The sequence below is a fragment of the Streptomyces sp. NPDC051636 genome, from assembly GCF_044453765.1.
Classification (GTDB): domain Bacteria; phylum Actinomycetota; class Actinomycetes; order Streptomycetales; family Streptomycetaceae; genus Streptomyces.
In genome coordinates this window covers 315907-329006 of the sequence record NZ_JBITDA010000001.1, presented here as the reverse complement: position 1 = coordinate 329006, position 13100 = coordinate 315907, and the positions used below count along the sequence as shown (strand labels likewise).

General features: G+C 71.8%; 13 protein-coding genes. 3 read left to right on the top strand and 10 right to left on the bottom strand.

Annotation, left to right across the window (positions count from 1 at the left end):
- Positions 1 to 24: 24 nt before the first annotated feature.
- Genes ACIBBH_RS01565 through ACIBBH_RS01555 form a run of 3 tightly spaced genes read right to left on the bottom strand, consistent with a single transcriptional unit; the run spans position 25 to position 2699 of the window.
- Positions 25 to 702, bottom strand: coding sequence for a response regulator (locus ACIBBH_RS01565; protein ID WP_399400781.1), 678 nt, complete (start codon positions 700 to 702; stop codon positions 25 to 27).
- Positions 699 to 1925: a MacS family sensor histidine kinase gene (gene macS / locus ACIBBH_RS01560; RefSeq protein ID WP_399400779.1), complete on the bottom strand. Its 1227-nt coding sequence runs from the start codon at positions 1923 to 1925 to the stop codon at positions 699 to 701. The genes ACIBBH_RS01565 and macS overlap by 4 nt, the downstream gene beginning before the upstream one ends.
- A gap of 51 nt (positions 1926 to 1976) precedes the next feature.
- Positions 1977 to 2699, bottom strand: coding sequence for a lysophospholipid acyltransferase family protein (locus ACIBBH_RS01555; protein ID WP_399400777.1), 723 nt, complete (start codon positions 2697 to 2699; stop codon positions 1977 to 1979).
- A 147-nt stretch (positions 2700 to 2846) separates the two neighbouring features.
- Here ACIBBH_RS01555 and ACIBBH_RS01550 point away from each other — a divergent pair, with 147 nt between their 5' ends.
- Together ACIBBH_RS01550 and ACIBBH_RS01545 are read left to right on the top strand one after the other, a co-directional pair.
- The gene (locus tag ACIBBH_RS01550; protein WP_399400775.1) at positions 2847 to 3626 is read left to right on the top strand and encodes an alpha/beta hydrolase; all 780 of its coding nucleotides are present in this window, start codon (positions 2847 to 2849) and stop codon (positions 3624 to 3626) included.
- Positions 3619 to 4179 (top strand): hypothetical protein, encoded by a 561-nt coding sequence (locus tag ACIBBH_RS01545; protein WP_399400773.1) that lies wholly within the window; start codon positions 3619 to 3621, stop codon positions 4177 to 4179. The genes ACIBBH_RS01550 and ACIBBH_RS01545 overlap by 8 nt, the downstream gene beginning before the upstream one ends.
- A 7-nt stretch (positions 4180 to 4186) precedes the next feature.
- On the opposite strand, the gene ACIBBH_RS01540 is transcribed toward ACIBBH_RS01545, so the two are convergent.
- From ACIBBH_RS01540 to ACIBBH_RS01515, 6 genes are all read right to left on the bottom strand, one after another.
- On the bottom strand, positions 4187 to 4933 hold the full coding sequence (locus ACIBBH_RS01540) for an endonuclease/exonuclease/phosphatase family protein (RefSeq protein ID WP_399400771.1): 747 nt from the start codon (positions 4931 to 4933) through the stop codon (positions 4187 to 4189).
- A 97-nt stretch (positions 4934 to 5030) separates the two neighbouring features.
- Complete coding sequence (locus ACIBBH_RS01535) at positions 5031 to 5984, bottom strand: ROK family glucokinase (protein WP_399400769.1); 954 nt, start codon at positions 5982 to 5984, stop codon at positions 5031 to 5033.
- A gap of 121 nt (positions 5985 to 6105) precedes the next feature.
- Positions 6106 to 6615 carry a DUF5304 domain-containing protein gene (locus ACIBBH_RS01530; protein ID WP_399400767.1) on the bottom strand — a complete coding sequence of 170 codons (510 nt, stop codon included), beginning with the start codon at positions 6613 to 6615 and terminating at the stop codon, positions 6106 to 6108.
- A gap of 67 nt (positions 6616 to 6682) precedes the next feature.
- Positions 6683 to 7852 (bottom strand): ArsA family ATPase, encoded by a 1170-nt coding sequence (locus tag ACIBBH_RS01525; RefSeq protein WP_399400766.1) that lies wholly within the window; start codon positions 7850 to 7852, stop codon positions 6683 to 6685.
- A 43-nt stretch (positions 7853 to 7895) separates the two neighbouring features.
- On the bottom strand, positions 7896 to 8342 hold the full coding sequence (locus tag ACIBBH_RS01520) for an SRPBCC family protein (RefSeq protein ID WP_399400764.1): 447 nt from the start codon (positions 8340 to 8342) through the stop codon (positions 7896 to 7898).
- A gap of 149 nt (positions 8343 to 8491) precedes the next feature.
- Positions 8492 to 9289 (bottom strand): metallophosphoesterase, encoded by a 798-nt coding sequence (locus ACIBBH_RS01515; protein WP_399400763.1) that lies wholly within the window; start codon positions 9287 to 9289, stop codon positions 8492 to 8494.
- Positions 9290 to 9606: 317 nt separating this feature from the next.
- Between ACIBBH_RS01515 and ACIBBH_RS01510 the strand changes: the two genes are divergently transcribed.
- Positions 9607 to 11403, top strand: coding sequence for an AMP-dependent synthetase/ligase (locus ACIBBH_RS01510; RefSeq protein ID WP_399400761.1), 1797 nt, complete (start codon positions 9607 to 9609; stop codon positions 11401 to 11403).
- A gap of 20 nt (positions 11404 to 11423) precedes the next feature.
- Here ACIBBH_RS01510 and ACIBBH_RS01505 read toward each other — a convergent pair whose 3' ends face one another.
- Entirely contained in the window at positions 11424 to 13061 is a 1638-nt protein-coding gene (locus ACIBBH_RS01505) for a GMC oxidoreductase (RefSeq protein WP_399400759.1), read from the bottom strand.
- Positions 13062 to 13100 lie beyond the last annotated feature (39 nt).

The window sequence follows — 13100 nt, the reverse complement described above, 5'->3', positions numbered from 1 at the left end:
CGCGCCCGGTTTACGCGGTCCCGTTCACTCGTCGTCGAGGCCGCGCTCTATGGCGTACCGCACCAGCTCCACGCGGTTGTGCAGCTGGAGCTTGCCGAGCGTGTTCTGGACGTGGTTCTGCACCGTGCGGTGGGAGATGACCAGGCGTTCGGCGATCTGCTTGTAGCTCAGGCCCTTGGCGACCAGCCGCAGCACCTCGGTCTCGCGCTCGGTGAGCCGGGGCGCGTCCGGCTCGTCGGTGTCCGGGGCGGGCGCGGGCTCGGAGGCGAGCCGGCGGTACTCGCCGAGGACCAGACCGGCGAGGCCGGGCGTGAACACCGGGTCGCCGACCGCCGTACGGCGCACCGCGTCCAGCAGGTCCTCCGTCGAGGCCGACTTCAGCAGGTAGCCCGTCGCGCCGGACTTCACGGCCTCCAGGACGTCCGCGTGCTCGCCGCTCGCCGACAGCACCAGCACGCGCAGCGCCGGGTTGTGGGCCACCAGCTCCTTGCAGACCTGGACGCCGGGCTTGGCGGGGAGGTTGAGGTCCAGGACGAGGACGTCGGGCGCGGCGGCCTTGGCGCGGCGCACCGCCTGCTCGCCGTCCCCGGCGGTGGCGACCACGTCGAAGCCGGTCTCGGTCAGGTCCCGGGCGACCGCGTCGCGCCACATCGGGTGGTCGTCGACCACCATGACCTTGATCGGATCCTGCTGCCCTGTCATCGCCTGTCCGCCTTCCCCCGGGAGACCTTCGGGTCCTTCGGTACCTTCAGTTCGACTTCCGTGCCCTGCCCCGGAGTCGAGATCAGCTCGGCGCTGCCGCCGAGGTCGCGCAGCCGCCCCCGGATGGACAGGACCACTCCGAGCCGCCCCTCGCCCTCGGCCTGGGCGAGCCGGCCCTGCGGGATGCCGGGCCCGTCGTCCCGTACGGTCACCACGACCTCGTCCGGTTCGTCCTCGACCAGGATCCAGGCCCGGGCGTCCCCGCCCGCGTGCCGCCGGACGTTGTCCAGGGCGGCGCCGACCGCCGCGGCCAGCTCCCGTGCCGCGCCGGGCGGCAGGGGCACCGGGGCGCCGGGCTCGGCGAGGCTGACCCGGGCGCCGGCGTACGGGGCGAGCAGCGAGCGCAGGTCGACGGGTCCGGTGGGCTCGTCCGGCTCCTCCACCGTCCGTACGACCGCCCCCTCGGCCGGGTCCTCCGAGGCCCGCGGGACCGGCACCAGCCCGCCGGAGACCAGCGTGCGCAGCGCCACCTCCTGCTCGCCCGCCATCCGGCCCAGCTCCGCCGCCTCGCCGCCGATCACCGCGCCGCGCCGCTGCACCATCGCCAGCACCTGCAGCACGCCGTCGTGGATGTCCCGGGCGAGCCGCTCCCGCTCCCGGGTCGCGGCCTCGATCTCCAGGGCGCGGGCGAGGGTGCGCTCGGAGGCGCGGGCGACCTCGACGACGTAGCCGATGGCGATGGCGGCGACCCAGACGAGGATCACGTTGTGCACGGTGTCGCGGGCCGGGCTCCCGCGCTCGACCAGGTTGGCGGCGGCGACCAGCGTGGAGGCCAGGGCCGCCCAGCGCCAGCCGCCCTTGATGGCGAAGGCCAGCACCGATCCGGCCGTCCATATCGACGGCAGGGTCGGGCCGCCCTCGACGATCCGGTGGTGGGCGTCGGCGAGCGGGGTGAGGAGGATGCCGGTGAGCGCGACCGTGAGGTCGACGGTGAGGAAGGGCTTGGTGCAGCTCGCCGCGTTCGCCACCCGGGGCAGCGTGGCGAGGGTCCAGACGACCAGGACGCCGTAGTAGACGAGCGCGATCCAGGGGCGGACGAACGCGTCGTACGCGGTGGCGCACAGCCCGATGGCGTACAGCATCGTCAGCACGCGGTAGGCGGTGAGCGCACGCCACAGCGGCAGCTCGACCGACATCCTCATGACCTTCTCGCGCCTCGGCACGTCCCCCACCCCCGGTGCCGGACTCCCCCGACTGCCGTGTCTGTGACCTGTCTAGGACTCGGCCTTCTTCTTCTCCGCCTTCTCCGCTTTCGCCGCCTCCGCGATCCGGCGCTTGGCGGCGGTGGCGTACATGTCGACGTACTCCTGGCCGGAGAGCTTCATGATCTCGTACATGACCTCGTCGGTCACCGCGCGCAGTACGAAGCGGTCGTGCTCCATGCCCTGGTAGCGGCTGAAGTCCAGCGGCTTGCCGATGCGGATGCCGGGCCGCATCAGCTTCGGGACGACCTTCCCGGGCGGCTGGATCTTCTCGGTGTCGATCATCGCGACGGGGATGACGGGGGCGCCCGTGGCGAGGGCCACGCGCGCCAGGCCGCCGGGCTTGCCCCGGTACAGGCGGCCGTCGGGCGAACGCGTGCCCTCGGGGTAGATACCGAACAGCTCACCGCGGTCCAGGACCTCGATCCCGCTCCTGATCGCCGCCTCGCCCGCGCCCCGCGCGCCGGAGCGGTCGACGGGGAGCTGGCCGACGCCCTTGAAGAAGGCCGCGGTGAGGCGGCCCTTCACGCCGGGCGTGGTGAAGTACTCCGCCTTCGCGATGAAGGTGACCTTGCGGTCGAGGACCGCGGGCAGGAAGAACGAGTCCGAGAACGACAGGTGGTTGCTCGCCAGAATGGCGGCACCCTCGGCCGGAATGTTCTCCAGGCCTTCCACCCAGGGTCTGAAGGCGACCTTCAGCGGTCCCCCGATGGCGACCTTCATCGTGCCGTACAACAACCGAGTGCCTCCTGTGTCCGTCGATCAGACCTTAACCCGCTCCGCCGTCAAAGGCGCCGACGGCCCTGGTCGGTGTCCGTGCGGTCGCGTACGGTGAAGCACACCTGGAGTCGTTCACGCCCCTGACAGGAACAGGAGACCGACGTGCCGGTTCTCCCCGGAGCCGAGCCCTACCGCCACGAGGGCGGTCCGACGGGTGTCCTCCTGTGCCACGGCTTCACGGGCTGCCCCCAGTCGCTGCGCCCGTGGGCGGAGCACCACGCCGCACACGGTCTGACCGTGGCGCTGCCACTGCTGCCCGGGCACGGCACCAGCTGGGAGGACATGCAGGTCACCGGCTGGCAGGACTGGTACGCGGAGGTGGACCGCGAGCTGCGTCTGCTGCGCGAGCGCTGCGCGCGCGTGTTCGTGGCGGGGCTGTCGATGGGCGGGGCGCTGGCGCTGCGGCTGGCGGCGAAGCACGGGGATGCGGTGCACGGCGTCGCACTCGTCAACCCGGCGAACAAGGTGCACGGCCTGTCCGCGTACGCCCTTCCGGTGGCCCGGCACCTGGTCCGTACCAGGAAGGGCATCGCGAGCGACATCGCGAAGGAGGGCGCGGCGGAGCTGGGGTACGACCGGGTGCCGCTGCACGCGGCCCACTCCCTGCGGACCTTCTTCCGGATGCTGGACGGCGAGCTGCCGCAGGTCACCCAGCCGCTGCTGCTCCTGCGCAGCGTGCACGACCATGTGGTGCCGTCGGCCGACGCGGCCCGCATCCTGAGCCGGGTGTCGTCGACGGACGTAACGGAGGTCGTGCTGGAACAGAGCTACCACGTGGCGACGTTGGACCATGATGCGGACCGGATCTTCGAGGAGAGCCTCGCCTTCATCGGCCGGCTCGCACCCAGTGTCGGCAAGGAAGGGACGGCCGCAGTTGGCTGAGCACGACTCCGACCGCGAGGACCGCGAGCCGGAAGAGAAGGGCGTGCCCTTCGACGAGGAGGCCGCCTGGGCGGCGATCGTCGCCGGGTTCGGCGACGAGCCGCCGGACCCGCCGGGCACCAAGCCGTTCAAGCGGGTCGAGGATCTCGCGCTGCTCGAGAAGGACACGAACGACGACGACAGCGGGGAGCAGCAGCGTTCGCCCGCCCGGCCGCTGGGCAGCTCCATCTCCTTCGCGCCCGGGGTCGGCCCGCGCGACTACGCGGCCCCCGAGGCGTCCGAGGACGACTTCGACGAGGACGACGAGGGCCACTTCGTTCCGCCCGAGCCGCCCCCGCTGCCCGCCGCCGACACGACCGCCAAGTTCGCCTGGCTCGGTGTGGTCGGCGGCCCGGTCCTGCTCCTGCTCGCCGTGCTGCTGGGCTGGGACATGACCTGGTGGCTGGCGACCCTCGGCATCGGCGGCTTCCTCGGCGGTTTCACCACGCTGGTGGTGCGGATGCGGACGGACGACGAGGACGGCGACGATCCGGGGCGGGGCGCGGTGGTGTGATCCGCCGCTAGGCAGGAATTCTGAGGGCGGCCAGGACCGGAAGGTGGTCCGTGGCCGCCCTCAGGTCTGCCTCCGTGACTCCGGGGTGGCCACAGGGGGACGGCACCCCGCAGCCCAGCACCTCGATGCCCTTGGTGGCGAAGATCGCGTCGATGCGCTGGTGGGGGTCGGTGCGCGTCCAGGTGTGCTCACCGCCCCAGGGTGCGGCGGCCCGGCAGTCCTGGAGGGCGTCGGCGAGCCGCCGGAAGGTGCGGCCGTCGGGGCGCTCGTTGAGGTCGCCGCCCGCGATCGCGTGCTCCACGCCCATCCCGGCCAGCCGGTCGAGGAGCATGCCGCCCTGCTCGTACCGCTCGCCCTCCCGCAGGCTCAGATGACAGCTCAGGACGCCGAGGCGGGTGGCGCCGAAACGTACGACGGCGGTGGCGAAGCCGCGGCGGTGCAGTCCCGGAGTGAGCGGGAGCAGGACGTCCTCGGTGCGCTCCACGGCCGCCCTCAGGGTGCACAGCAGGGCGGGTCCCGCGGCCGTGGCGCCGCCGGAGAGGACCACCAGTCCGGAGGCCGCCGCGAGCCGGGCCAGCTTCTTGCGCCAGCGGAAGAAACGGGTGGCTTCCTGGACCAGGACCAGGTCGGGGGCGCAGGCGGTGATCACCCGGGCGAGGGCGTCGGTGTCGTCGCGCATCGAGCGGATGTTGTAGCTCAGTACCCGGATGACGGCGGAACCGTCGGACTCGGTGCGGGAGTTGGGCATCACCATGCCGATCAACATACGCCGGGACCGGCGCCCGCGCCCGTACAGCGGCGCCCGCCGTCCCCGGACGGGGCTCGGCGGGCGCGCGTAACGAAATCCTCGGTCACATGATCGGGTCCGGCTCCCGGGCCAGGTCGGCGGCGCCGACCAGGCCCGCCTTGTTGCCGAGCTGCGCGGCGATCACCTCGGCGACCGGGCGCCAGTTGCCCCCGACCAGCCAGCGCTTGTAGGACTTGCGGATGGGGTCGAGGACCAGTTCGCCCTCGTCGGAGAGGCCGCCGCCGACGATGAAGGCGGAGGGGTCGAAGAGAGAGGCCAGGTCGGCGAGGCCGGCGCCGGCCCAGCGGGCCAGCTCCCGGTAGGAGTCGACGGCGACCGGGTCGCCCTGGCGGGCGGCCATGGAGATGTGCTTGCCCTCGATGCCGTCGGGGGTGCCGTCGCCCAGGGAGAGCAGGAGCTCGGCGTGCTCGGGGGTGGCGTTGGCGCGCTGCTTGGCGTATCTGACCAGGGCGCGCCCGGAGGCGTACTGCTCCCAGCAGCCCTGCGAGCCGCAGCCGCACAGCAGGCCGTCGGGGACCATCCGGATGTGGCCGAACTCGGCGGCCACACCGAAGTGGCCGCGGCGCAGCTTGTTGCCGATGATGATGCCGCCGCCGAGGCCGGTGCCGAGCGTGATGCAGATGACGTTGCGGTGGCCCTTGCCCGCGCCGAACTTGTACTCGCCCCACGCGGCGGCGTTGGCGTCGTTCTCGACGACGACCGGCAGGCCCACGCGGGCCTCGACCTCGTCCTTCAGCGGTTCCTGGCGCCAGTCGATGTTGGGCGCGAAGTAGACCATGGAGCGCTGGCGGTTGACGTAGCCGGCGGCACCGATGCCCACGCCGACGATCTCGTGCCCGGCGCGGGCGCCCTCCACCGCCGAGGCGATGGCGTCCACGATGCCCTCGGGCGTGCCCGGGGTCGGCACCTTGAAGGTCGAGAGGATGTTGCCTTCCTCATCGACCACGCCGGCCGCGATCTTCGTGCCGCCGATGTCGACGCCGATGGTGAGTCCCATGAATCCCTCAGTTTCGGTCGAGCCCCGCTACCGCCAACGGTACCCGAGGCCCTGCCGCGGGATTCCCGTCGTCCACCCGCCGGGCAGGGCGGGAAGCTGACGGCAGGAACCCATGGGGGCGTCAGTCCAGGTCGATGCGTTGACCGGGACCGGTGCCCTCACCCCGGTCGTCGCGATCGTTCCAGTCGGTCCTCGGGTCGTCCTGGAGACCGCCCGGACGGGACGTCCAGCGCCGCTCCTGGGCCTGGACCGCCGAGCGGTAGGCGGCCAGCAGTTCGCCGCCGGCCGCGGCCAGGTGGTCGAAGACGTCGGGGTTGCGCTCTATGACGGGTTCGACGGCGGCCTTGGCCTGCTGCACGACCTGCCGCACCACCTGCTGGGCGGCGGGTCCGGCGACCGCCCCGAGGAGCGGGGACTGGATGCCGGACAGCTTGTCGGCGACCGCGTCGACGAGCCTGCGCAGTTCCTCGGCGGCCGAGCCGGGGGGCGGGCCGTGTTCGCCGCGGCGGCGGGCCTTCTCCGCCGCGAGGTCCTCGGCACAGGCCGTGGCCCAGGCGTCGGCGTCGGTCGCCCGTACCTCGTCGACCGCCTCCGGTCCGGGGGCGTCGGGCGTGGGACGCTCTTCGCTCATGACGGTCTCCTGACTACGGTTCGCCCTTACGACGTTACCCGAACGGGCGCATTCGGTTCACCGTCCGTCAGGTCCCGCGCGGCCACAGGTCCGGGTCCGGCGCGAACCGGATGCGCAGCTCGCCCTCGCGCAGAGCGGCCCCCGCGACGGTGCAGCGGCGCAGGGCGGACGGGAGGGGGACGATCCGGCGGAACGGGCCGACCGTGATCACGAGTTCGTCGCCGCGCCGGATCAGGTCGAGTTCGTCCCGTATCGCGCCGGGCAGCGGGATGTGCCAGACGAGCACCCCGTCGTCGGCGATCCGGTCGGTGACGGGCCACTCGACCGGGGTGGGGGCCGGGTTGACGCCGGGCACGGCGAGCGCGGCCAGGTCGTCACCGCCGTGCGGGTCGCGGCCGAGGTGGGGGACGACGTGGACGTCGTACGAGGCACGCCACTCGGCCAGGGTCTTGCCCTGCTGGGTGACCAGGCCGGCGAGCCAGGCGTCGTGGGCGGTCTCCGGAAGGACGCGGTTGGCGATCAGTGCCTCGGTGCGCAGGCCGCGCAGGGCGAGGCCGAGGCTGGCGGCGCGGACGGCGTCGGCGGCGGCCGGGCCCGGTTCGGCGACCAGGTGTACGGCCGTGGCGCGGTCGGCGACGACGGCCTCCACGGCGGCGAGTTCGACGTCCCAGCGGGCGGCCGTCTCGTACAGCCAGTCGGCGGGCATGGGGACGCCGGCGAGCCGGCCGAGGACCGGGCGCAGGGCGCGGGCCGCCTGGCGCTCGGGCGGCAGGAGGCGGCGCAGGTACCGGCGCAGTTCCTCCGGGAGGGCGAGCAGGGCGAGGGCCTGCGGGGCGGGCGGGAGGTCGACGACGAGGAGGTCGTAGCGCTCCGACAGGGCGGCGTCCCGCAGGGCGCGCAGGAAGGACAGCTCCTCGGCGCCGGGGAGCGGGGTGACCTCCTCGGCGTCCAGGCGGGCGGCGCCGAGCAGGTCGAGGACGTTCGCGGCGCGGCTCTGGAAGGCGGTGAGGTCGTCCCGGAAGCGTGCGGCCGCGTCGGGGCGCCAGGCGGTGAGCTCGGGGGCGACCCGCACAGGGGCCGCCCCCGTAGCCGTGCCCAGTGCGACCCCGAGGGTGTCGGTGCGGTCGGCGCTCAGCACGAGGGTGCGGGTGCCGTCGCCCGCGGCGCGCAGGGCGGTGGCGGCGGCGAGGGTCGTACGGCCGCAGCCGCCCGGCCCCGTGATCATGATGGTGCGCATGGGGGTGAACGCTACCCGCGCCGCGCCGTCGCTCCGGGCAACGCTACTTCGTCCCGCCCGACTCCACCCGCTTCTTCAAGCCCGCCAGCGCCCGGTCGATGATGACCTTCTCGGCCTTGCGCTTGATCATGCCGAGCATGGGGATCTTGACGTCGACCGTGAGCTGGTAGGTGACCTCGGTCGCCCCGGCGCCCGCCGGCTTCAGGATGTAGGAGCCGTCGAGGGAGCGCAGCATCTGGGACTTGACCAGGGTCCAGGAGACCTCGTTCTCACCCGTCCAGGTGTAGGCGAGGGTCTGGTCGTCCTTGATGGCGCCGGCGTCCATGACGAGGCGGACCTGTTCGGCGCGGCCGTGGTCGTCGGTCTTGAGTACCTCCGCCTCCTTCACCTCACCGGTCCAGTCCGGGTAGCGGGCGAAGTCGGCGATCACGCCCATGACGTCGGCCGGTGCCGCCTCGATCGTGATGCTCGAGCTGGTGTGTTCCGCCATCGCCGTGGCTCCTCCAGATGCGGGCCGGTAGGGGGGTGTTCGTCGTGCGCACGGGTGTGCAGCGTGAAGGCTACCGCGCCCGCGACCAGCCGCCTTCACCCCGTCTGACCGACCTCACCCCTCACTTCGGCCGGCCGCCCCGGATCCCTTCACCACTCCAGCACCCACGGCTTGCCGCTCCCGGCGAAGTGCCCGACGTTCACGCACTCCGTCGCCCCGATCCGCATCCGCCTGACCAGCGGCTGGTGGACGTGCCCGAAGAGCGAGTAACGCGGCCTGGTGCGGCGGATCGCGTCCAGCAGGGCGCGGCTGCCCCGTTCGAAGCGGCGGGCGACCGTGTCGTAGACGAGCTCGGGCACCTCGGGCGGTATGTGCGTGCACAGCACGTCCACCTCGCCGACGGCCTCGATCTTCGCCGCGTACTCCTCGTCGCTGATCTCGTACGGCGTGCGCATCGGGGTGCGCAGGCCGCCGCCGACGAAGCCGAAGACCAGGCCGCCGATCTCGACCCGCTCCCCGTCCAGCACGGTCGTGCCCGGCCCGGCGTACTCGCGCCACAGCGGCGGCATGTCGACGTTGCCGTACGTCGCGTACGTCGGTGCCGGGAACGCCGCGAACATCTCGGCGTACTGCCTGCGCACCGCCTTCTCGATCGCCGCGGCCCGGTCGCCACCGATGCCCGCCCACAGCCGGGCCCCGAACTCCCGCGCCTCCTCGAAGCGGCGGGCGGTGCGCAGTTCGACGATGCGGTCGGCGTTCTCCTCGCCGAAGAGGTCGGGGAAGATCCCGCGGGAGTGGTCGGCGTAGTCCAGGAAGAGGACCAGATCGCCGAGACAGATCAACGCGTCGGCGCCGTCGCCTGCTCTGGCCAGGTCACGGGCGTTGCCGTGCACATCACTGACCACGTGTACTCGGGTGCTCTTGTTACCGGCCGATGTGGGTGCCATGACGATCAAGGGTAGGTCGCGCGGTGCGCTTGTGAACAGTGCCGGCCGGGTCTGCGGTTACTGGCTAGTCATTAAACGCTTGGACTACTGTGCGCGAAGGACACCAACCTGTGTGACGCAGCGAACATCTGGCCGGAACCCCCTGTCGAAAAAGCCATACCGGCGGGTAACGTCCGGGCAGTCCAGTCGTGCTCTGGATTTCAACCACCGGGTCTCCAGGCTCGGGGGCGGACAACCGGAGTACTTGCCCGAGCCTTGGACCGCACCGTCGCATCACACAACGTCGTGGCGCCGGCGCCCTATGAGGAGCAGCAGTCTTGCGCGAGTTCAGCCTTCCGGCTTTGTACGAGGTCCCTGCGGACGGAAATCTGACCGACATCGTCCGCAGAAACGCCGCGCAGCATCCCGACGTCGCCGTCATCGCCCGCAAGGTGGGCGGCGTCTGGCAGGACGTGACGGCCACGGCGTTCCTGGCCGAGGTGCACGCCGCCGCCAAGGGCCTGATCGCCTCCGGCGTCCAGCCCGGTGACCGGGTGGGTCTGATGTCCCGTACGCGGTACGAGTGGACGCTCCTGGACTTCGCGATCTGGAGCGCGGGCGCGATCACGGTGCCGGTGTACGAGACCAGCTCGCCGGAACAGGTGCGGTGGATCCTCTCGGACTCGGGCGCCACCGCCTGCATCGTGGAGCAGGCGGGCCACGCCGCCGCGGTGGAGTCGGTGCGCGAGTCGCTGCCCGAGCTCAAGCACGTCTGGCAGATCGACGCCGGGGGCGTGGAGGAGCTGGGCCGGCTGGGCCAGGACGTCGCCGACGCGACCGTGGAGGAGCGCAGCTCGCTCGCCAGGGCCGACGATGCGGCGACCATCGTTTACACCTCGGGTACGACGGGCCGGCCCAAGGGCTGTGTCCTCACCCACCGCAGCTTCTTCGCCGAGTGCGGCAACGTGGTCGAGCGGCTGCGCCCGCTGTTCCGCACCGGCGAGTGTTCCGTCCTGCTGTTCCTGCCGCTCGCGCACGTCTTCGGGCGCCTGGTGCAGATCGCCCCGATGATGGCGCCGATCAAGCTGGGCAACGTCCCGGACATCAAGAACCTCACCGACGAGCTGGCCGCGTTCCGCCCGACGCTGATCCTCGGCGTGCCACGGGTGTTCGAGAAGGTCTACAACACCGCGCGGGCCAAGGCGCAGGCGGACGGCAAGGGCGCGATCTTCGACAAGGCGGCCGACGCGGCGATCGCGTACAGCAAGGCACTGGACACACCGTCGGGTCCGTCCGTCGGCCTGAAGATCAAGCACAAGGTCTTCGACAAGCTCGTCTACAGCAAGCTGCGCGCGGTGCTCGGCGGGCGCGGCGAGTACGCCATCTCCGGTGGCGCCCCGCTGGGCGAGCGGCTGGGGCACTTCTTCCGGGGTATCGGCTTCACGGTCCTTGAGGGCTACGGCCTGACCGAGTCCTGCGCGGCCACCGCGTTCAACCCCTGGGACCGGCAGAAGATCGGCACGGTCGGCCAGCCGCTGCCGGGCTCCGTGGTCCGCATCGCCGACGACGGCGAGGTGCTGCTGCACGGCGAGCACCTGTTCAAGGGCTACTGGAACAACGAGGCCGCGACCGCCGAGGCGCTGGCGGACGGCTGGTTCCACACCGGTGACATCGGCACCCTCGACGAGGACGGCTACCTCAGGATCACCGGCCGCAAGAAGGAGATCATCGTCACGGCGGGCGGCAAGAACGTCGCCCCGGCGGTGATAGAGGACCGCATCCGGGCGCACGCGCTGGTCGGGGAGTGCATGGTGGTGGGCGACGGGCGGCCGTTCGTGGGCGCGCTGGTCACCATCGACGAGGAGTTCCTGGGCCGCTGGTGCGCCGAGCACGGCAAGCCGGCGGGTTCCACCGCGGCGTCGCTGCGCGAGGACCCGGATCTGCTCGCGGCGATCCAGGCGGCGATCGACGACGGCAACGCCGCGGTGTCGAAGGCGGAATCGGTGCGGAAGTTCCGCATTCTGTCCTCCCAGTTCACGGAGGAGTCGGGCCACCTCACGCCGTCCCTGAAGCTCAAGCGCGGCGTGGTGGCGAAGGACTACGCGGCCGAGATCGAGGCGATCTACGCGAAGTAGTCACCTCCTTCCCGGTCGGCTCATGGCGCGGTGTCCTCGGCGAGGACCCGCGCCATCGTGCGTTCGGCGAGCGCGGTGATCGTCACGAAGGGGTTGACGCCGATCGAGCCGGGCACGAGCGAGCCGTCGGTGACGTAGAGCCGTGAACAGCCCTTGACGCGGCCGTAGTCGTCGGTGGCCTTGCCCAGCACGCAGCCGCCCAGCGGGTGGTAGGTGAAGTCGTCGGCGAAGACCTTGCTCGTCGAGCCGAACAGGTCGTAGCGGTAGATGGTGGCGTTCGCCGAGTTGATCCGGTCGAACAGCTTCTTGGCCATGGCGACCGACACGGCGCTCTGGGCCGCCGTCCAGCCGAGCTTCACCGTCCCCGAAGCGGCGTCGTAGGCGAACCTCGCCCGCTCCGGGTTCTTGGTGATCGCCAGATACAGGCTGACCCAGTGCTCGAACTCCATCGGCAGCGGGGCGATCTCGGCGAAGACCGGGTTGTCGGCGTTGGCCCAGTCGTCGATGCCCATCACCGGCATGGTCGCCTGGTTGGCGCCGACCGTGTCCCACATGTGGTTGGCGCGGCCGAGCATGGTGTTGCCGTTGGTGCCCCAGCCTGCGCCGACACTCGCGTCCAGGTCGGGCAGGGTGCCGGTGTCCCGGGCGCGGACGAGGAGTTCGGTGGTGCCGAGGCTGCCGCCGCCGAGGAAGAGGTACGTACAGCCGTACTGCCTGGTCTCCACGACCTTGCCGGTGTTGTCGATCCGGTCGGCGGTCAGGACGTAACTCCCGTCGCTCGACCGGCTGATGGCCTTCACCTTCTCCAGGGTGTGGACGGTGACGTTGCCGGTGCCGAGCGCAGCGGCCAGGTACGTCCTGTCCAGGCTGCGTTTGCCGTGGTTGTTGCCGTAGATGACCTCCCCGGCGAGCGCGGACCTGGTGGCGGTGCCGGCCGCCTCGCGCTGCATGTAGCCGAAGTCGTAGACGTTCGGGACGAAGGTGGTCTTCAGGCCGGCGGTGGTGGCGGCCTTCCGGGAGGTGCGGGCGAACCGGTACCACTCGGTCGACTCGAACCAGGCGGGGTCGATGGTGTTCACGCCGAGCATGGCGCGGGCGCGCGGGAAGTAGGTGCCGTACATCTCGCTCGCGTCGACGGTCGGGAACTGCTCGGCGAAGTACGACCGGGGCGGGGTGACCGCCATTCCGCCGTTGACCAGCGAGCCGCCGCCGACGCCCCGGCCGACGAAGACGGACACGGCGTCGTGGTGCACGCGGTCGAGGGCCCCGGGGTAGGAGGTGATGTCCTTGTTGACGAGGTCCAGCCACAGGAAGGTGGCCAGCGGCGCCTCGGTGCGGGTGCGGAACCACATGGACCGCTCGTCCGGGGCGCTGGTGGAGCAGAACACCTTGCCGTCGGAACCGGCGGTGTTCCACAGCCGGCCCATTTCGAGGACGACGGTACGGATGCCGGCCTGGCCGAGGCGGAGGGCGGCCACGGCACCGCCGTAGCCGGAACCGACGACGACGGCGGGGGCGGATTCGACCGCGGCGGGCTCGGCCGCGCGGGCCGACTGGAGGCCGACCCGGGTAAAGCCGAGGGCGGCCGCCGTCTGCAGGGCGGCCGTACCAAGGATATGACGTCTCGTCAGCTGACGCTGCATCAGTTTGGCTGTCATGTGCGCAGCATCGGCGGATTATGTCCCTCCGCCTAGGCC